Here is a 19506-nt window from a genome sequence, read left to right as displayed (position 1 = left end):
GCCGCCACCGGGCCGTCAATACCCGCACACGCACGACACCCCCGGCGGCAACCGAAGCGTTACCGGCGGGGGTGTCGAAGCCCGCGAGGGGCCGGGGTCAGGGCTTGTGGAGGTCGGTCCTCGGCAGCGGGGTGGCCGCCGCCGACTGCGGCGACGTCGTGTTCGAGAACACCGAGGGGGCCGCCATGCCCGCCGTCGGATCGGCCGGCGTCTCCTCCGCGGTCTGCGCGGGCAGCCCGCCGACGATCCGGATCCCGGCCTCGTCCAGGCCCCGCTTGATCCGCCAGCGCAGCTCGCGCTCCACGCCCAGCTTCTTGCCCGGCATCGTCTTCGCCGAGACGCGGACGGTCATCTGGTCGAGGAGCACCTCGGTCAGACCGAGGACTTCCACCGGGCCCCACAGCCGCTCGTTCCACGGCTCGTCCTTGGCCATCGCCTCGCCCGCCGCCGTGATCACCGACTGCACCCGGTCCAGGTCCTCCGTCGGCCGGACGGTCACGTCCACGGCCGCCGTCGCCCAGCCCTGGCTGAGGTTCCCTATCCGCTTGATCTCGCCGTTGCGGACGTACCAGATCTCGCCGTCGACGCCGCGCAGCTTCGTCACCCGCAGCCCGACCTCGACGACCTCGCCGGAGGCGACGCCGGCGTCGACCGAGTCGCCGACGCCGTACTGGTCCTCCAGGATCATGAAGACGCCGGAGAGGAAGTCCGTCACCAGGTTCCGCGCGCCGAAACCGATCGCCACACCGGCCACACCGGCCGAGGCGAGCAGCGGCGCCAGGTCGATGTCGAAGGCGCCCAGGACCATCAGCCCCGCCGTGCCCAGGATCAGGAACGACGCCACCGACCGCAGCACCGAGCCGATCGCCTCCGACCGCTGCCTCCGGCGCTCCGCGTTGACGAGCAGTCCGCCGAGCGCCGTCCCCTGCACCGCCTGGGCGGAGCGGTTCATCCGCTCGATCAGCTTCGTCAGGGCGCGCCGGACGGCCCACCGGAGCAGCAGGGCGACGATCACGATGAGCACGATCCGCAGACCGGTGTTGAGCCAGGTGGACCAGTTCTCCTCCACCCAGCCGGCCGCGTTGGTGGCCTTCTCCGCCGCCTCGTCCAGAGTCACCGGAAGCGGCTCGGGTTCGGTGGCGGCGGCCAGGACTGACCAGTACACGGGACGACCTCCAGGCATCGCGTACGCAGGCCATCCACAGTAACGGGGCGTCGGACGTGCCCCCGTCGCCCTGTTCGAGGGAGAGACCGACCTCACCCGGGCACATACCCGGAAGACATGCCGATGTGGTCGAGAACACGTCCCCCCTGCCCCCGGAGATCGCGGGAACGTGGTGGCGCCGCGACCAGGCATGAGGAGAGACTGAGAGCAGTTCGTCCCGGCGCGAGCCACGCGCCGCCGGCGTCATAGGAGGCATCCGTGCCGCATGTCCTGGTCCTCAACGCGTCGTACGAGCCCCTGGGCGTCGTACCGCTCCGCCGCGCACTCGTCCTCGTTCTGGAGAACAAGGCCCTCTGCATCGAGGAGTCCGGCGCCTTCCTGCACAGCGAGCATCAGATCGTCCCCGCGCCCAGCGTGGTACGGCTGAAGCGGTTCGTGCGGGTCCCCTACCGGGGGCCCGTTCCCCTGACCCGCCGGGCCCTCTTCGCCCGCGACGGCGGGCGCTGCATGTACTGCGGGGGAGTGGCGACCAGCGTCGACCACGTCATCCCGCGCAGCAGGGGAGGGACGCACGCCTGGGAGAACGTGGTGGCGGCCTGCCGCCGCTGCAACCACCTCAAGGCCGACAAGCACCTGCGGGAGATCGGCTGGCGGCTGCGCCACCAGCCCGCGCCGCCCACCGGCCTGGCCTGGCGGATCATCGGGACCGGCCACCGGGACCCACGGTGGCTGCCCTACCTCACGCCCTACGGCGCCGAGGACGCGATGGCCCGGATCGACGCGGTCGCCGACACCCCCGCGGGGGCGTTGACGACCGGCTGAGCTCCGGGCCTCTCGCGTCCCCGGGGCAGGGCGCGGAGGCGGGGGCGCCGCTCAGCGGGCGGCGCCCTCCTCCGGCGTGTCCTCCTCCGGCTGCTCGGGCCGCTCCGGCTGGTCGGGCCGCTCCGCGGCCCGCGGCGCCTCCGGGGCCCGGGAGGCCGGCGGGGCCTCCGGAGCCTTCGAGGCGTCCGACGCCCCCGGCGCCCGCGGGGTCTGCGGGGCCTTCTCGGCGGCGGTCACCGCGTACGTCTCCACCGACCAGAGCGAGTAGCCGTACTCCGTCGCCCGCTTCTCGCCCTGGATCCGCAGGAAACGGGTGTCCGCCGCGTCCATCCGCACCGACTCCCGGCCGCCGCGCCCGTCCGTGACGGTCGCCGCGGTCCGCCAGTTCCGGCCGTCGGCCGAGACCTGCACCCGGTAGCGGGAGGCGTGCGCGTCCTGCCAGTGCAGCACCAGCTGCCCTATCCGGGCCGGCTCGGCCAGCTCCAGCTGGAACCAGGCGCCGTCCTCCGCCGGCGAGGACCAGCGGGTCGCCGGATCGCCGTCCACGGCCAGCGAGGCCGGGAAGTCCGGCGTCTCGTCGCCCGAGGAGGAGGCCGTCGCCGACCGGGCCAGGTCCGGGCCGCCGGTGCGCGGGAAGGCCCGGACCGTCAGCACCCGCTCCTCGCCCGCGAACGCCACCGGCACCCGGTACTCCCCGGACGGCGTGCCCGGCGCCACCGACACCTCCATCGGCACCGTCGTCGTGCCGCCGCGCTCCACCGAGGCCTCCTTCGGCAGCCGTACGGTGATGCCCTTCGGCGCCCGCGCGGTCAGCGGGCCCCGCACCTCGGCCGCCCGCTGCCCCGTCAGCTCCAGGTCCACCCGGCCCGCCGGGCCGCCCGCCTCCAGGTCCATCCCGGTGCGGGCCAGCTCCAGGCCCGCCTTCGGGCCGTCCGCGAACCACGGCACCAGGGACCGCACGTCGGGCGCCGGGCCCTCGCCGTCCCAGACGATCCGCAGCGCCTCCGCGCGCAGCCCCTTCAGCTCGGTCTGCGTCCAGCCGGAGGAGTCCAGCGGCCCCAGCGGCCGCCAGCCCTCGCCCGTCACCAGCGCCTCCACGCGCGCGTGCGCGGCGGCCTTCCCCGCGCCCGGCTTCCCGCCGCCGGACGTCCCCTCGGCGGGCTTCCCGGTCAGCACCGTCACCGCCTCCACCGGACGCGCCCGGTCCAGCTTCACCGTGTACGAGCCCGCGGCCCGGTCCACCGTGCGCTCCGGGTCCCGGTCGACGCCCGTCCAGGCCGCCGCCTCCTTCGCCGCCCGGTCCAGGAACGGGTCCAGGACCCCGGCCCCGACCGTGACCCCGCCCGCCGCGATCCTCGGCCGCAGCGGCTCCAGGCGCAGCTGCGCCTGCCAGGCCGCCGGGCCGTCCCCCCGCGCCTGCGCGAGGAGCATGTCGACGGCCGCCTCGCCCGCCGCCCCGTACCGGCCCAGCTGCTCCAGCCACGGCCCCGCCTCGGCCCTCAGCGTGCCGTCCGCCGTGCCGGCGAGCCGCGCGGGGGCCTCCCGCATCACCGTGAAGGCGGCCCGCAGTTCGCGCCCCGCCTTCTCCCGGGCCGCGGCCGAGCCCCCGGCCCGGGCCGACCAGAAGGCGCTCATCAGCGGCTTCAGACCGGCCGACTCGGCGTCCGGGGCGAGGATCGAGGAGGCCGCGTTCCCCGCCAGGGCGCCGAGCGCCTCCCGGGCGGCCGGCTCGGGTCCCGCCAGGTCCGCGACGGCCGCCCGCCAGGACTCCGCCGGCCGGTAGCCGCGCGGGTTCCACGCGAAGTCGGCGGTGGTGAACAGCGGGATCCGGGAGGCGGCGGGCTGCTCCATCGCGTGCGCCAGATATGCGGCGGAACCGGCCGCCACGGCCGGCTCGCGGCCCCGGCTGGGACCCAGGAAGAGCCGGTCCTGCGCGTAGTCGTTCACCGGGTAGTTGTCCATGGTGACCAGCGGGCGCTGCCCCAGGGCCGCCCGCACCCCGGCCAGTTCGGTGCCGGTGATGGTGCGCGGCACCACCCCGACACCCGTCCACGCCACCCGCACGCGCGCGTCCAGGGCGCCGGCGAGCGCCGAGCGGTACTCGCTGGTCCCCTCCTGGTAGTACTCGGTCGGCAGCACCGTCAGCGGCTCCGCGTCCGGGGCGTGCTCGGCGAGGTGCCGGGCCACCGTGTTCGCCACGCGCGCGTGCGCCCGGGCGGCGCCGGCCGCGTCCCTGCCGAACTCGTCGGCGTCCTCGTCGCAGGTCCACTCCCCGAACCCGGCGTCCGGGAACTGCAGCTGGAAGGAGCGGAAGCCGAGCTCCCGCATCGCGTCCAGCTTCCGCGTCAGCGCCGCCACGTCCTCGTCCGACGACAGGCACATCGACTGCGCGGGCGCCACCGCCCAGCCCAGCGTCACGTGGTTGGCCCGGGCCCGCTCGGCGAGCGCCCGGAACCCGGCCCGCTGCGCCTCCGGGTAGGGCTCGCGCCACCGTGCCGCGCGGTACGGGTCGTCGCCCGGCGCGTACAGGTAGCGGTTCTGCTTGGTGCGGCCCAGGAAGTCGAGCATCGCGAGGCGCTGCCCGGTCGTCCACGGCGTGCCGTAGAAGCCCTCCGCGATGCCCCGCTCGGCGGTGCCGGGCCAGTCCCGGACGACGACGCCCGGCACCTCGCCGCCCACGCCCTCCGGTCCCTCGCCGAGGAGTTGGCGGAGCGTCTGCACGGCGTGGAAGAGGCCGTCCTCGCCCGTCCCGTCGAGGACCACCGTGTCCCGCCCGCCGAAGCGGCCGGTGGCCAGCCGGTAGCCGCCGTGCGGCAGATCGGCCCGGTCGGCCACCCCGAAGGAGGCCAGCGCCTCCCGCGCCGCCTCCCCGGAGGGCCCCGAGACCCGCAGGACCGGCCCGGCCCCCGGCAGCCCTTCGTGCACGGCCCGCACCCCGGCGGCGGCGAGCAGCCCCCGCAGCGCCGCGAGGGCGTACGGATCGGCGTCGTCGTCCGCGACCAGCGTCACCCGGTCCCCGAGGCGCACGGCGGGCCCGGCGGCCGTCAGCGACTGCGGCCGGGGCCAGACGGCGGGCGGCGGTGCCGCCACGCGCGCCGCGGGGGCGGTCCCGGGCGCGCCCGGGCGCGCGAGGGGGCCGGCGGGCGCGTGGACGAGCTCCTGGGGGGCCGCGGCCAGGTCGGGCGCCGCCACCGGGAGGGGCACGGCGCCCGCCGAGCCGGGCACGGCACCGCCGAGCAGGCCGCCGATCACGGCGGCGGCGACCGCGGTCGCCGTGCGCGGTCCGCGTCCGGAACGCACGGGGGTCACGGGGGCTCCCTTCGCCGGGGCCCCGGGCCCGCCGGTCCGTCAGGAGCGGGCCCCACCCGGCAGGTTGATAACGAGGGGGTTACGAGCCCACCACCCGTCGCACGGAGGTGTCAATGCGAGAGGCCGAAGTGTCGGCTTTGCCCGGTGAACCACCGGCGTGCTGTCGCCCTTTTGCCACCTCCCCCCGGTAAAAGGGGCAAAGGCAGGCAGGGTGGGTAGGGCTCACTCGTCCCACCCCGCGGACGCCGGCCACCCGCCGCGCGTCCGGCCGCCCCGTCGAGACCAGACCCGGGAGACCCCCGTGACCACGTCAGCCCGCCAGCACTCCGAGCGGATACGGATCCCACGCCAGGCCGCCCCCGGCGGACCCGCCCCGGCCACCGGGCCGCTGACCAGCGAGCCGCAGGGCGCCGACTCCGCACCGCTGACCAGCGAGCCCCCGCTCGCCGGCGCGGCACCTCTCACCAGCGAGCCGCCCCTCACCGGCGCGGCACCCCTCACCAGCGAGCCCGCCGCCCCCGCAGGACGGTGCGGCACGGAGCCCCCCGGAGTGTGAAGTGACCCTGGCCCGCCTCGCCGCCCGTCACGGCGTCGCCACCGCGTTCAGCCCGTCCGAGGGCGTCACCACGCCCGTGCCCGAGTCCACCGTGATCGCGGTGCTCGGCGCCCTCGGGGTCGACGCGACCACCCCGGAGGCGGTCGCCGCCTCCCTCGGCGCGGCGGAGCGGGCCGACCGGGAGCGGCTGCTCCCGCCCACCCTCGTCCGGCACACCGGCGACGGGCCGGTGCGCCCACCCGCCGGACTGCCCGACGGCACGCGGCTCCGCGTCACCACCGAGGCCGGCGAGGTTCGCGACGGCGCCGACGGCGCGGACTGGGAGCGGCTGCCGCTGGGCGTGCACACCGTGGACGCCGAGGCCCCCGACGGGCGCACCGCCCGCGCCACCCTGGTCGTCGCCCCCGCCCGCGTCCCGGCGCCCGCCACGCGCGCGTACGGCCTGCTCGTCCAGCTCTACTCGCTGCTCTCCGAACGCTCCTGGGGCATGGGCGACCTCGGCGACCTGCGCGAACTCGTCTCCTGGGCGGGCCGTGCCCACGGCGCCGGCTTCGTCCAGGTCAACCCGCTGCACGCGGGCGTGCCCGGCGAGCCCTCGGACCCCTCCCCGTACCGCCCCTCCTCGCGCCGCTTCCCCGACCCCGTCCACCTGCGGATCGAGCGGATCCCCGAGTACGCCCACCTGGGCCCCGGCCACCGCGAGGAGCTGGACCGGATCCTCACCGCCGCCGCCGAGCTCCGCGAGAGCGTCCTCGACAAGGGCACCGCCATCGACCGGGACGCCGTCTGGGCGCTCAAGCTCCGCGCCCTGGAACTCCTCGCCACCGTCGAACTCGGTCCCGGCCGGCGCGCCGACTTCCACGACTTCCTCGCCGAGCGCGGCCGCGCCTTGGAGGACCACGCCACCTACCAGGCCCTCGCCGAACTCCACGGCCCCCACTGGCGCTCCTGGCCCGAGCCGCTGCGCACCCCCGGGGGCGCGGCGGCGGCGGTCCGCGCCGACGCCGCCCTCGCCGCCCGCGTCGACTTCCACTGCCGCCTCGCCTGGCTGACGGACCGCCAGCTCGGCGAGGCCGCCGACGCGGCGCGAGAGGCCGGGATGGCGGTCGGGATCGTCCACGACCTCGCCGTCGGCGTCCACCCGGAGGGCTCCGACGTCTGGGCCCGGCAGGGCGACTTCGCCGCCGGGATGTCGGTCGGCGCCCCGCCCGACGCCTTCAACTCCCGCGGCCAGGACTGGGGTCTGCCGCCGTGGCGCCCCGACGCCCTCGCCGCCGCGGGCTACGCCCCGTACCGCGGCCTGCTGCGTGAGCTCCTCCGGCACGCGGGCGCCCTGCGCATCGACCACGTCATGGGCCTGTTCCGGCTGTGGTGGGTACCGGAGGGCCGGGAGCCCGTCGAGGGCACGTACGTCCGGTACGACGCCGAGGCGATGCTCGCCGTCCTCGTCCTGGAGGCGCACCGGGCCGGCGCGCTCGTCGTCGGCGAGGACCTGGGCACCGTCGAGCCGGGCGTCCGCGAGGCCCTCGCCGCGCGCGGGGTGTTCGGCACCTCCGTGCTCTGGTTCGAACGGGACTGGGAGGGCGGCGGCGCCCCCCTGCCGCCCGGGGCATGGCGGGCCGACTGCGTGGCCACCGCCACCACCCACGACCTGCCGTCCACCGCCGCCCGGCTCTCCGGCGACCACGTGCTGCTGCGCCACCGGCTTGGGCTGCTCGGCGGCGACCTCGCCCGCGAGCGCGCGGCGGACGCGGCGGAGACCGCCGAGTGGCGCGCGGTCCTCCAGCGGCTCGGGCTGCTCCCGGAGGGGCCCGGCGGCGAGGAGGCGGAGATCCGGGCGGTCCACCGCTTCCTGGCCCGCACCCCGGCACGGATGGTGGGGGTCTGGCTGCCGGACCTGGTGGGGGACCGCAGGCCGCAGAACCTGCCGGGCACCTGGGACGAGTACCCCAACTGGCGGCTGCCGGTCGCGGGCCCCGACGGGCAGCCGCTCACCCTGGAGCGGATCGCCGCCTCGCCCCGCGCGCACGCCCTGCTGCGGACCGCCGCCGAGGGGGTCGGAGCCCGTACGGCACCCCCGGGCGCGCGGGCCGTTTAGGTGTTCGCTACTTTTGCACCGTGGACAAGAAGAACGCCCTGCGCGCCGGCGCCGTCGCGGCCGGTACGACGCTGATGATGCTGCTCATGTCGTCCCCCGCGCTCGCGCTGACCCGCGACGACGGTGACGACCCGGCCCCCAAGCTGGAGGTCATCGAGACCCTCGGCCTGTTCGTGGCGGCTCCGCTGGTGCTGTTCCTGGTCATCGCCGGCCTGGTGATGGTCCTCGACAAGTCCCGCAAGAAGGCCTGACCGCCTCCTCCGCCCGTCTTCGAGGGCGCCGCACGGCCATCGCGGCCGTGCGGCGCCCTCGCCTTTTCTCCGCCGCCCTCAGGCGGTCGTGGCCAGCAGCTTCCGCAGCAGGCCGGCCAGCTGCCGCGCCTCCTCCTCGGTCAGCGCGGCCTCCAGCGCCTCCGCCTGGCGCGCGAGGCCCGCGCCGACCGCCTGGTCCACCAGCTCCCGGCCGCGCTCGGTGAGGGTGACGCGCAGTCCGCGCCGGTCGTTCGGGTCGGGGCTGCGGGTGAGCAGCCCGGCCTTCTCCAGCTTGTCCAGGCGGCCGGTCATCCCGCCGGTGGTGATCATCAGGGTGGCGGTCAGCTCGCGCGGCGAGAGGGTGTACGGCTCCCCCGACCGGCGCAGGGTCGCCAGCACGTCGAACTCCCCGAGCGCCATGCCGTAGGGCGCGTACGCCTTGTCCACCTTGCCGCGCATGGCGGCGGCCAGCCGGTAGATCCGCCCGAAGACCGCCATGGGGAGCGTGTCCAGATCGGGGCGGACGACGGCCCACTGGGCGGTGATGGCGTCGACGGGGTCGGGTGCGGGCGGCTGCGTGTTCATGACCTCAGTGTTCCGTTCTCTCCGGGTCGACGGCAAGAAAGCCACTTGTAAGTAAGTAGCTTAGTGCTAAGTTAATTACCGCCAAGCCAGTCGCGCTCCGGACCGCCGGGGCGCAACCGCTTCAGGGGGAGTCCTGCCATGTCCCGCAAGGCCGCCGTCGTCGCGCTCACCGCCCTCGCCCCGATCTCCTGGGGGTCGACCTACTTCGTGACCACCGAGTTCCTGCCCGCCGACCGACCGCTCTTCACCGGCCTCATGCGGGCCCTCCCGGCCGGCCTGCTGCTCCTGGCGCTGACCCGCAGACTCCCCTCCGGCGCCTGGTGGTGGAAGTCGGCGGTCCTCGGCGCCCTCAACATCGGAGCCTTCTTCCCGCTCCTCTTCCTCGCCGCCTACCGGCTGCCCGGCGGCGTCGCCGCCGTGGTCGGCTCGGTCGGCCCGCTCTTCGTCGTCGGCCTCGCCGCCCTCTTCCTGGGCGAGAAGCCCACCGTCCGGACCCTGCTCACCGCGGTCGCCGCCGCCTTCGGCGTCAGCCTCGTGGTGCTCAAGGCGGGCGCCGCGTTCGACCTGATCGGCGTGGGCGCCGGACTGCTCTCCTCGCTCTCGATGTCCGCGGGCGTCGTCCTCACCAAGCGCTGGGGCCGCCCCGAGGGCGTCGGCGCGCTCGCCCTCACCGGCTGGCAGCTCACCGCCGGCGGGCTCGTCATCCTCCCTATCGCCTTCCTGGTCGAGGGCGCCCCGCCCGCCCTCACCGGCACGAACCTCGCCGGCTACGCCTACCTCGCCCTCGGCAACACCGCGATCTCCTACTTCCTCTGGTTCCGCGGCATCGAGCGGCTGAGCGCCTCCTCGGTCACCCTCCTCGGCCCGCTCTCCCCGATCACCGCCGCCGTCATCGGCTGGGCCGCCCTCGGCCAGGCCCTCGGCCCGGTGCAGGTGCTCGGCATGCTCATCGCCTTCGGGGCCACCCTGGCGGGCCAGCTGACCCCCACGAAGCCCCGGACCGCTCCCGCGACTTTCAGTTCTACTGAAGTGAACACCAAGGAGCTTTCGGTGAGCCTTGATGGTGTGGGGGTGCGACGGTAGCCGGCATGAGCCCGAGCGCCGCCCGTCGCCCTCTCCCTCCTTCCCTCCGACTCCCCGAGACCGGCGCCCGCCCAGGGCGCCGGTCCCGGCCTGCTCCCCGCCCTCGGCGGAGTGGCGCTCCGTCCGGCCCGGTGACCGGGGCCGGATAGGTTGCGCCCATGACCGAGTGGGACATCAAGAAGCTGCACATCCTGCGCACCCTGCGCGACCGGGGCACCGTCACCGCCACCGCCGAGACGCTGCTCATGACCCCCTCGGCCGTCTCCCAGCAGCTCACCAACCTCGCCAGACAGCTCGGCGTGCCGCTCCTGGAGGCCCACGGGCGGCGCGTCCGGCTCACCGACGCCGCCCACCTCGTCCTGCGCCACGCCGAGGCCGTCTTCGCCCAACTGGAGCGCGCCGACGCCGAACTCGACGGCTACCTGCGCGGCGAGGCCGGCCAGATCCGGGTCGCGGCCTTCTCCACCTCCGTACCCGCCCTCCTCGTCCCCGCCGTCCGCCGGCTCCGCACCGCCCACCCCGGACTCGCCGTCCGCATCCGGGAGGCCGAGGCGGCGGAGGCGTACGAACTGCTCACCGCCGGCGAGGTCGACCTCGCGCTCTCGCTCGCCGCCCACGCGCCCACCGCCCGCGACCCCCAGTACACCCGGCTGCCGCTGCTCGCCGACCCCCTCGACATCGCCCTGCCGGCCGGGCACCCGCTCGCCGACGCCCCCGGCCTCCGGCTGGCCGACCTCGCCGCCGAACCATGGATCTTCGGCGGCTCCGGCCCCTGGTCCGAGATCACCACCGCCGCCTGCGAGGCCGCCGGCTTCGTGCCCGAACAGGCCCACAGCGCCTCGGGCTGGAGCGCGATCCTCGCCATGGTCGAGGCGGGACTCGGCATCGCCCTCGTGCCCCGCATGGCCTCCGCCGAGCGGCGCGTCGGCAGCGGGGTCGTCATGCGGGTGCTCTCCGCCGACCAGCCGCGCCGCCACGTCGTCGCGGCGGTCCGGCGCGGAGCCGAGGACGGGCCGGCGGTCGCCCGGGTGCTCGCCGCGCTCCGCCAGGAGGCCGCGGCCCGCGGAACCTTTCAGCAGAACTGAAAGACACCGTCGAAAACATTCGATGGACCACGGGCCGTCCGACACGCCAGAGTCGGCCCATGACCGCAACCGAGGACATCCAGGACCCGCACGCCAACGACGCCGCCCCCTACGGCGGAGGCGACCCGTACGCCGACTACCGCACCGGCGACTTCCCCTTCACCGAACTGGTCGACCTCGCCGACCGCCGCCTCGGCGCCGGTGTCGTCGCCGCCAACGACGAGTTCTTCGCCGAGCGCGAGAACCTCCTCGTCCGCGAGCGGGCCGTCTTCGACCCCGAGCACTTCGGCCACAAGGGCAAGATCATGGACGGCTGGGAGACCCGCCGCCGCCGCGGCGCCGACGCCGAGAACGTCTTCCCCGCCCCCGGGGACCACGACTGGGCGATCGTCCGCCTCGGCGCCCCCGGCGTCATCAGGGGCCTCGTCGTCGACACCGCCCACTTCCGCGGCAACTACCCGCAGAAGGTCAGCGTCCAGGCCACCGCCGTCGAGGGCAGCCCCAGCCCCGAGGAGCTGCTCGACGCGAAGTGGGAGGAACTCGTCCCGCCCACCCCCGTCCGCGGCCACGCCGCCAACGGCTTCGCGATCGACAGCGACCGCCGCTGGACCCACGTCCGCCTCTGCCAGCACCCGGACGGCGGCATCGCCCGCTTCCGCGTGTACGGCGAGGTGCTCCCCGACCCCGAGTGGCTGGACCTCCTCGGCACGGTCGACCTGCTCTCCGTGCTCAACGGCGGCTCGTACGAGGACGCCTCCGACAGGTTCTACTCCTCGCCGACCCAGATCATCCTGCCCGGCACCTCCCGCAAGATGGACGACGGCTGGGAGAACCGCCGCCGCCGGGTCCGCGGCACCCACGACTGGGTCCGCTTCCGCCTCCCCGCCCAGGGCGCCGTCCGCGCCGTCGAGATCGACACCGCCTACCTCAAGGGCAACTCGGCCGGCTGGATCGCCCTCCACGGCTGCAACGGCGATCCCTCGGGAAGCGCGGAGTGGTTCGAGATCATCCCCCGCACCCGCCTCCAGCCCGACACCCCGCACCGCTTCGTACTCCCCGCCCACGCGGTCGTCACCCACGTCCGGCTCGACGCCTTCCCCGACGGCGGCATCGCCCGCATGCGCCTCCACGGCTCCCTGACCGAGGAGGGCGCCACCGACCTCCGCGCCCGCTTCGAGCGCGCGACCCGGTAACCCCCACGGCACGACGAAGGGGCGCCCCCAGGGGGGCGCCCCTCCTCCGTGTCCGCCTACGGGACTACCGCGCGGCCGCCGCGTCCGCCGCGCGGGCCTTCAGGGCCCGCTCGACACCGGCACGGGACTCGGTCACCAGACGGCGCAGCGCCGGGACCGGGGCGTTGGCCGCGATCCACGCGTCGGTGGCCTCCAGCGTCTCCTGGGAGACCTGGAGCGTCGGGTAGAGGCCGACCACGATCTGCTGGATCATCTCGTGGCTGCGGGTCTCCGCCACGCGCTTGATCGAGCCGAAGTACTTCTCCGTGTACGGGGCGAGCAGCTCGCGCTGGTCGGCCTGGACGAAGCCGACGATCACCGCCTCCTGCACCGCGTTCGCCAGCTTGTCGTCCTCGACGACCGCCGCCCACGCCTCGGCCTTCGCGGCCTCGGTCGGACGGGCCGCGCGCGCCGTGGCCGCGTGCCGCTCGCCGGCGGCGGTGCGGTCCCGCTCCAGCTCGGCCGCGATCTCCGGCTCGTCGAAGCGGCCGGTGGCCGCGAGCCGCTGCACGAACGTCCACCGCAGCTCGGTGTCGACCGCGAGGCCGTCGACGACCTGGCTGCCGTCCAGCAGCCCCGTCAGCACGTCGAGCTCGGCGTCCGTACGGGCGGTCGCCGCGAAGGCCCGCGCCCACGCCAGCTGGTGGTCGCTGCCCGGCGCGGCCGCCCGCAGCTGCTCCTGCGCGAAGGCGCCCCAGCGGGCCAGGCCCTCGGCGCGCCACTCCGGCGCCGCGTACAGGTCGAGGGCCGCCTTCACCTGGCCCTGGAGCGACTGCACCACGCCGATGTCGGACTCCTTGGCGATGCCCGAGAGCACCAGCTCCAGGTAGTCGCGGGTGGCCAGCTCGCCGTCGCGGGTCATGTCCCAGGCGGAGGCCCAGCACAGGGCGCGCGGCAGCGACTCGGCGAAGTCGCCGAGGTGCGCGGTGACGTTCCGGAGCGACGTCTCGTCGAGGCGGACCTTGGCGTACGACAGGTCGTCGTCGTTCAGCAGGACCACCGCCGGGCGGTCCTTGCCGACCAGCGCCGGCACGTCGGTCAGCTCCGCCGCCTCGATGTCCAGCTCCAGGCGCTCGCCGCGGACCAGCTTGCCGGCGGCGTCGAGGTCGTAGAAGCCGATCGCGATGCGGTGCGGGCGGAGCACGGCCTCGCCCTTGGCGCCGGCGGGCAGCGCCGGGGCCTCCTGCCGCACCGCGAAGGAGGTGATCCTGCCGTTCTCGTCGGTCTCGATCTCCGGCCGCAGGATGTTGATGCCGGCGGTCTCCAGCCACGCCTTCGACCAGGTCTTCAGGTCGCGCCCGGAGGTCTCCTCCAGGGCTCCGAGCAGGTCGCCGAGGCGGGTGTTGCCGAAGGCGTGGCGCTGGAAGTACGCCTGCACGCCCTTGAAGAACTCGTCCTGGCCGACGTAGGCGACGAGCTGCTTGAGGACCGAGGCGCCCTTGGCGTACGTGATGCCGTCGAAGTTGACGAGCACGTCCTCCAGGTCATTGATCTCGGCCATGATCGGGTGCGTCGACGGCAGCTGGTCCTGGCGGTAGGCCCAGGTCTTCTCCGCGTTGGCGAAGGTGGTCCAGGCGTTGGGCCAGCGGGTGCCGGTGACGGAGGCCTGGCAGGCGACCGAGGTGTAGGTGGCGAACGACTCGTTCAGCCACAGGTCGTTCCACCACTCCATGGTCACGAGGTCGCCGAACCACATGTGGGCCAGCTCGTGCAGGATGGTCTCGGCGCGGCGCTCGTACGCGGCGTCGGTGACCTTCGAGCGGAAGACGTACTGGTCGCGGATGGTGACCGCGCCCGCGTTCTCCATGGCGCCCGCGTTGAACTCCGGCACGAACAGCTGGTCGTACTTGGCGAACGGGTACGCGTAGGCGAACTTCTCCTGGAACCAGTCGAAGCCCTGCCGGGTCACGTCGAAGATGTGGTCCGCGTCGAGGAACTCGGCCAGCGACGGGCGGCAGTAGATGCCGAGCGGGACGACCTGCCCGTCCGGGCCCTCGTACCGCGAGTGCACCGAGTGGTACGGGCCGACGATCAGGGCGGTGATGTACGAGGAGATCCGGGGGGTCGGCTCGAAGGCCCACACCCCGTCCTTCGGCTCCGGAGTCGGCGAGTTGGAGATCACGCTCCAGCCCTCCGGCGCCTTCACGGTGAACTGGAAGGTCGCCTTCAGGTCGGGCTGCTCGAAGGAGGCGAAGACACGGCGCGCGTCCGGCACCTCGAACTGGGTGTAGAGGTACGCCTGGCCGTCGACCGGGTCGACGAAGCGGTGCAGGCCCTCGCCGGTGTTGGTGTACGCGCAGTCCGCGACCACCCGCAGCTCGTTGCGGCCCTGCTTCAGGCGCGGGAGCGCGATCCGCGAGTCGCGGAAGACGGCGGCGACGTCGAGGGAGTGCCCGTTGAGCACGGCCTCGTGCACGGCGGGGGCGACCAGGTCGATGAAGGTCTCGGCGCCCTCCTCGGCGGAATCGAAGCGGACGGTGGTGACGGACCGGTAGGTGCCGCCCTCCTGCGCACCCGTGAGGTCCAGTTCGACCTCGTACGCGTCCACGGTCAGCAGGGCCGCCCGCTGCTGGGCCTCTTCACGGGTCAGGTTCGTGCCAGGCACCCGGTCAACTCCTCGGTTTCGTGACGTTTGGGCCATCCTTCCACGGGGCGTGGCGGAGACGCACGGCACATTTCCCAGGGCGAACACGCGGGAACGGCGGCCGTCCGTCCGGACGGCCGCCGTTCCCGGCGCGGAGGCGGGCTCAGCCCTTGAGCTCGGCCGCCACCAGCTCCGCGATCTGCACCGCGTTCAGCGCGGCGCCCTTGCGGAGGTTGTCGTTGGAGAGGAAGAGCGCCAGGCCGTTCTCGACGGTCTCGTCGACGCGGATGCGGCCCACGTACGAGACGTCCTTGCCGGCCGCCTGGAGCGGGGTGGGGATCTCGGACAGCTCGACGCCCTCGGCGTCCTTCAGCAGCTCGTAGGCGCGCTCGACGCTGATCGGGCGCTCGAAGCGGACGTTCACCTGGAGCGAGTGGCCGGAGAAGACCGGGACGCGGACACAGGTGCCGGAGACCTTCAGCTCCGGGATCTCCAGGATCTTCCGGGACTCGTTGCGGAGCTTCTGCTCCTCGTCGGTCTCGAACGAGCCGTCGTCGACGATCGAGCCGGCCAGCGGGACCACGTTGAACGCGATCGGCCGCTTGTAGACGGCGGGCTCCGGGAACTCGACGGCCTCCCCGTCGAAGGCCAGCCGGTCGGCGTTCTCGGCCACGGCGCACGCCTGGGTGCGCAGCTCGGCGACACCGGCCACGCCCGAGCCGGAGACGGCCTGGTAGGTGGTGGCGATCAGCGCGGTCAGGCCGGCCTCCTGGTGGAGCGGCTTGAGGACCGGCATGGCGGCCATCGTGGTGCAGTTCGGGTTGGCGATGATGCCCTTGGGGCGGTCCTTGATCGCGTGAGGGTTGACCTCGGAGACGACGAGGGGGACCTCGGGGTCGCGCCGCCAGGCGGAGGAGTTGTCGATCACGACGGCGCCCTGGGAGGCGACCTTCTCGGCGAGGGCCTTCGAGGTGGCGCCGCCGGCCGAGAACAGCACGATGTCCAGGCCGGTGTAGTCGGCGGTCGAGGCGTCCTCGACCGTGACGCCGTCCACGACCGTGCCGGCCGACCGGGCGGAGGCGAAGAGCCGCAGCTCGTCGACCGGGAAGTTCCGCTCGGCCAGGATCTTGCGCATGACTGTGCCGACCTGACCGGTGGCTCCGACGATTCCGACCTTCACGAGGACTCCTCCGTACGTGTGTGCAGGTGCTGCCGCCCCCCATGATGCGTGCCGCCTGCCGTTCCTTGTCCAATCCATTGTCCGAGGGGCGGGACGCGGTCCGACGGGTGAACGCGCCGGTGACCGTCTCCGCCGAGGGGCCGGCGACGACCGCCCCGGCCGGGGCCGGACGCGGAAGGGGCGGGCGCCCGTGTGGACGCCCGCCCCTCGTACCGCCCGGGGTGTTACGGGGTGACGCTGCCGATCAGGACGCTGCCGGTGCCCGCGACGGTGCCGCGCGCGTTGAGCAGCCGGACCTCGCCGAAGAACTGGCGTCCCTCGGGGGCCGGGCCGCCGACGACCACCTCGGCCGGGACCTTGGCGCTCGCGCCGTTGGCCAGCGGGTAGGTCTTCGTCTCGTCGACCTTCACGGTGCCGAGCGCCGAGGAGAAGTACACGTCCTTGTAGTCGTAGGTCGTGCCGCCCTCGGCGTGGACCGCGTAGCCGTCGACGACGATGCTGTAGGTGCCGGCCGCCGGCTTGACGAGGGAGACGGACTCCTCCGAGTCGCCGTCGGCGGACTGGCCGACCTGCTTGCCGTCGAGCAGGACGGTCAGGTCGAGGTCGGCCGCCTTGTCGGAGGTGTTGCCGATCGCGATGTCGAGGCGCTCGACGCCCTCGCCGATGGTGAGGGTCTTCGTCTGCTTCTCGTGGTGCTGGATGGTCGGGGTCTCGACCTTGGCCGAGCCGAGCGAGCCGCCCTTCAGCTTGCCGTCGAGGGCGGCGAAGCCGTTGGTGACGGTCCACTCGACGGCGGCCGGGGTGCCGACCTTCGCCTCGGGGACCGTCTGGACGGCCGGGTCGAAGGAGGCGCCGAGCACGGCGACGTCCAGCTTGAACGGGTTGTCCAGGTCCGGCGAGGTGCGGCGCGCCTCGACCTCGATCTCCCAGACGCCCGGCTGCGGGGCGGCGTACGAGCGGAGGTCGGGGCGGCAGGTGTTCGCCGGGTTGTAGTGCGGGTAGCAGCCGGTGGTCGCGGTCGGGTCGACCGGGACGCCGTACGGGTGGATGGCGATGAAGCGGGTCTGGCTCTTCGCCTTCAGGCCGCCGATCGCCACCTCCAGGGAGGTCGCGCCCTGCGGCACGGTCACGAAGTACGACTTGGTGCTGTTGCGCTGGACCGAGCCGGCGGCGGAGAAGCCGTAGCCCGGGGCGGTCAGGTCGCTCGCGACGACCGAGGTGGCCATGATCTGCTTGTCGACGCCCTCGGTGCGCTCGTCGTCGGCCTCCAGGAGCACGCTGTGCACGCCGGCGGTGCGCGGGCGGGCCTCCAGCTTGACGGTGACCGGCTTGTTCAGCGGCAGGTCGATCTCGTCGTCGCCGAGGATCCGGAAGGTGCCGTCGTTGTACTTGAGGTCCAGCTCGTGCTCGATGGCACGGTCCGGGCCGCTGGTGCGGGTGACGGTGACGTCGTAGACCTTCTTCTGGCCGACCTTGAGGCCGCCCTCGCGGTCGTACACACCGGTGCCGGTGTGCGGGGCCGGGAAGATCGCCGTGTCGACCGGGGCCTCGACCTTGTAGGAGTGGGCGGTGGCCCCGTCCTTGATCGACTCCCAGGCCTCGACGACGTCGACGAGACCGGCGCCCTGCTCGTGGGCCGCGACACCCGGGATCCGCTTCGCGGTCGAGGTGAGGGCGGTGCGCAGGGTCAGCGGGGAGAGCTCGATGCCGCGCTGCTTGGCGGCGGAGAGCAGCAGCGCGCTCGCGCCGGCGACCTGCGGGGACGACATCGAGGTGCCGTTGAGCATGCCGTAGCCGGCGGGCAGCGCGTAGCCGGCCTCGGGCACGCCGGAACCGGCCTGCCAGGTCGGGATGGTGTTCACGGCCGAGCCCGGGCCGGTGACCAGCGGGGCGGCGCCGCCGTCCTCACGCGGACCGCGCGAGGAGAACGGGAACATGGCGTACTTCTTCTCGACGGCCGAGCCGTAGTTGGCGGCCCAGGTCGACTGGGAGACCGCCGCGCCGACCGAGAGGACCTTGTCGGCCAGGCCGGGGTCGCCGATCGTGTTGATGCCCGGGCCGGAGTTGCCGGCCGAGATCACCAGCTGCACGCCGTACTCGTCGATGAGACGGGTGTAGAGGCGGGCGCGGACGTTGTCGCCGTCGTTCAGCGCGGGCAGGCCGCCGATCGACATGTTGACGATGTCGACGCCGCGGTTGACGACGAGGTCGACCATGCCCTCGGTGAGGGCGACGTTGGTGCAGCCGCCGGTCCAGGTGCAGGCGCGCGAGGAGACGATCTTCGCGCCGGGCGCGGCGCCGTTCATCCGGCCGCCGAAGAGGCCCTTGGCGGCGGTGATGCCGGCGACGTGGGTGCCGTGCGAGGACTCGACGAGGCCGATGTTGACGAAGTCGCGCTTCTGTCCGACCCAGGTGCCGCCCAGCGGGTCCATCGGGACGTCCTTGCGGATCTCCACGACGAACGGGGTGCGCTCGGCGACCTCGGTGGCCGGGTCGTCGGTGCCGAAGTACCCGACCTGGTAGCCGTCCTTGTACGGCTTCATCGGCTCGTTGTCCGTGAAGTCGAAGTCCTGGTCGGTGTCGACGCGGACGGTGCCGGCGGCGGGGTCGTACAGCATGCCGAAGACGTCGGTGGTGTCGCCGTCGCGGTTGATGTCACCGGCCGGGTCGCCGCCCGCGGTGACCGACTCGCTGAAGCGGCTCCACTGGTAGGAGCCCGCGGGCGCCTTCCAGGACTGCGTGGCGGCGGTGAACACCGGGCCCGCGACCGGGGTGATCTGGGCGCGCCAGGTGCCGTCGCCCTCGGTGAGCGGGTCGGTGGCGGTCACCCAGTCGACGATCTTGCGCTCGCCGGTGGTGGTCTTCTGCAGGGCCGGGTGGCCCAGGTCGACGCCCGAGTCGAGGACGCCGATGGTCACGCCGCGGCCGTCGGCGCGCGGGTGGTCCTCGACGAACTCGACGGCGCCCGTCTCGTGGGACGGGTTGTACGGGTTCTTCGCCGCGGTGGACTTCGACGGCGCCGGGTACGTCCGGGTCACCGTGGTGCCCTCGACGGCGCCGGTGACACCGGCGTCGGGGCGCGGGTCGTCCAGCTGGATCTCGGCCTGGAGGTCGACCGACTGGACGGCGGAGAGCTTGGTGGCGGCCTTGATGGCGGCGTCGGCCTTGCCGGTGGGCAGGGTGGCGCGGACGTAGCCGAGCTCGTCGTTGCGGTTGCCGACCGAGGCGCCGGGGACGGCGTCGAGCTGGCCCGCGACCTGCTCGGTCGCGCCGGGCGCGGTGGCGACCAGGATGGTGACGTGCGACTCGCCGGCGGCCTCGGCCTCGGACAGGCGCTGCGCGTCGATGGCGCCGAGCTTGTCGGAGGGCTCCGCGGTCTTCACCGGGGGAGTGGCGCCGGCCGGTTCGTCGACGGCGAGGACCGGGGCGGCACCGGCCGCGACGAGCGCGGTCACCAGGCCGGCGGCGGCCGCGATCCGGGCCGCTCGTCTGGTCCCGGTGGAGCGTCCGGGTATGGAGCTCTGCGTTTCGGGGGTGGTCATTTATATCCCTGTGG

The 19506-nt window shown here is 74.2% G+C and carries 13 protein-coding genes; 7 read left to right on the top strand and 6 right to left on the bottom strand.

All coding sequences use genetic code 11. The features are described from left to right. Positions 1 to 97: 97 nt before the first annotated feature. A complete protein-coding gene (locus ACFZCF_RS04100) occupies positions 98 to 1183 on the bottom strand; it encodes a mechanosensitive ion channel family protein (protein WP_388441022.1) in 1086 nt (361 codons plus the stop codon). Positions 1184 to 1423: 240 nt separating this feature from the next. Between ACFZCF_RS04100 and ACFZCF_RS04095 the strand changes: the two genes are divergently transcribed. Then, positions 1424 to 1987 carry an HNH endonuclease gene (locus tag ACFZCF_RS04095; protein WP_388441019.1) on the top strand — a complete coding sequence of 188 codons (564 nt, stop codon included), beginning with the start codon at positions 1424 to 1426 and terminating at the stop codon, positions 1985 to 1987. 51 nt (positions 1988 to 2038) lie between these two features. On the opposite strand, the gene ACFZCF_RS04090 is transcribed toward ACFZCF_RS04095, so the two are convergent. Further along, positions 2039 to 5287 (bottom strand): beta-N-acetylglucosaminidase domain-containing protein, encoded by a 3249-nt coding sequence (locus ACFZCF_RS04090; RefSeq protein ID WP_391284785.1) that lies wholly within the window; start codon positions 5285 to 5287, stop codon positions 2039 to 2041. 343 nt (positions 5288 to 5630) lie between these two features. Here ACFZCF_RS04090 and ACFZCF_RS04085 point away from each other — a divergent pair, with 343 nt between their 5' ends. Genes ACFZCF_RS04085 through ACFZCF_RS04075 form a run of 3 tightly spaced genes read left to right on the top strand, consistent with a single transcriptional unit; the run spans position 5631 to position 8201 of the window. Further along, entirely contained in the window at positions 5631 to 5852 is a 222-nt protein-coding gene (locus ACFZCF_RS04085) for a hypothetical protein (protein ID WP_388441801.1), read from the top strand. 1 nt (position 5853) lies between these two features. Further along, positions 5854 to 7950, top strand: coding sequence for a 4-alpha-glucanotransferase (gene malQ, locus ACFZCF_RS04080; protein ID WP_388441016.1), 2097 nt, complete (start codon positions 5854 to 5856; stop codon positions 7948 to 7950). A 20-nt stretch (positions 7951 to 7970) separates the two neighbouring features. Further along, positions 7971 to 8201: a hypothetical protein gene (locus ACFZCF_RS04075; RefSeq protein WP_169084754.1), complete on the top strand. Its 231-nt coding sequence runs from the start codon at positions 7971 to 7973 to the stop codon at positions 8199 to 8201. A gap of 78 nt (positions 8202 to 8279) precedes the next feature. Here ACFZCF_RS04075 and ACFZCF_RS04070 read toward each other — a convergent pair whose 3' ends face one another. Beyond that, positions 8280 to 8786 (bottom strand): MarR family winged helix-turn-helix transcriptional regulator, encoded by a 507-nt coding sequence (locus ACFZCF_RS04070; protein ID WP_388441013.1) that lies wholly within the window; start codon positions 8784 to 8786, stop codon positions 8280 to 8282. A 138-nt stretch (positions 8787 to 8924) separates the two neighbouring features. On the opposite strand from ACFZCF_RS04070, the gene ACFZCF_RS04065 reads away from it, so the two are divergent. The 3 genes from ACFZCF_RS04065 to alc all read left to right on the top strand — a co-directional run bounded on the left by ACFZCF_RS04065 (position 8925) and on the right by alc (position 12147). Next, positions 8925 to 9869: an EamA family transporter gene (locus ACFZCF_RS04065; RefSeq protein WP_391284459.1), complete on the top strand. Its 945-nt coding sequence runs from the start codon at positions 8925 to 8927 to the stop codon at positions 9867 to 9869. A gap of 158 nt (positions 9870 to 10027) precedes the next feature. After that, a complete protein-coding gene (locus ACFZCF_RS04060) occupies positions 10028 to 10954 on the top strand; it encodes a LysR substrate-binding domain-containing protein (RefSeq protein WP_391284457.1) in 927 nt (308 codons plus the stop codon). 59 nt (positions 10955 to 11013) lie between these two features. After that, a complete protein-coding gene (gene alc, locus ACFZCF_RS04055; protein ID WP_391284455.1) occupies positions 11014 to 12147 on the top strand; it encodes an allantoicase in 1134 nt (377 codons plus the stop codon). 64 nt (positions 12148 to 12211) lie between these two features. Here alc and pepN read toward each other — a convergent pair whose 3' ends face one another. The 3 genes from pepN to ACFZCF_RS04040 all read right to left on the bottom strand — a co-directional run bounded on the left by pepN (position 12212) and on the right by ACFZCF_RS04040 (position 19492). Continuing rightward, on the bottom strand, positions 12212 to 14791 hold the full coding sequence (gene pepN, locus ACFZCF_RS04050; RefSeq protein ID WP_391284453.1) for an aminopeptidase N: 2580 nt from the start codon (positions 14789 to 14791) through the stop codon (positions 12212 to 12214). A gap of 142 nt (positions 14792 to 14933) precedes the next feature. Beyond that, positions 14934 to 15950, bottom strand: coding sequence for an aspartate-semialdehyde dehydrogenase (locus ACFZCF_RS04045; RefSeq protein WP_388440997.1), 1017 nt, complete (start codon positions 15948 to 15950; stop codon positions 14934 to 14936). 224 nt (positions 15951 to 16174) lie between these two features. Beyond that, a complete protein-coding gene (locus ACFZCF_RS04040; RefSeq protein WP_391284450.1) occupies positions 16175 to 19492 on the bottom strand; it encodes a S8 family serine peptidase in 3318 nt (1105 codons plus the stop codon). Positions 19493 to 19506: the final 14 nt, after the last annotated feature.

It is taken from the genome of Streptomyces sp. NPDC007945, assembly GCF_042958885.1.
GTDB lineage: Bacteria > Actinomycetota > Actinomycetes > Streptomycetales > Streptomycetaceae > Streptomyces.
This window is presented reverse-complemented; position numbering and strand designations above follow the sequence as displayed.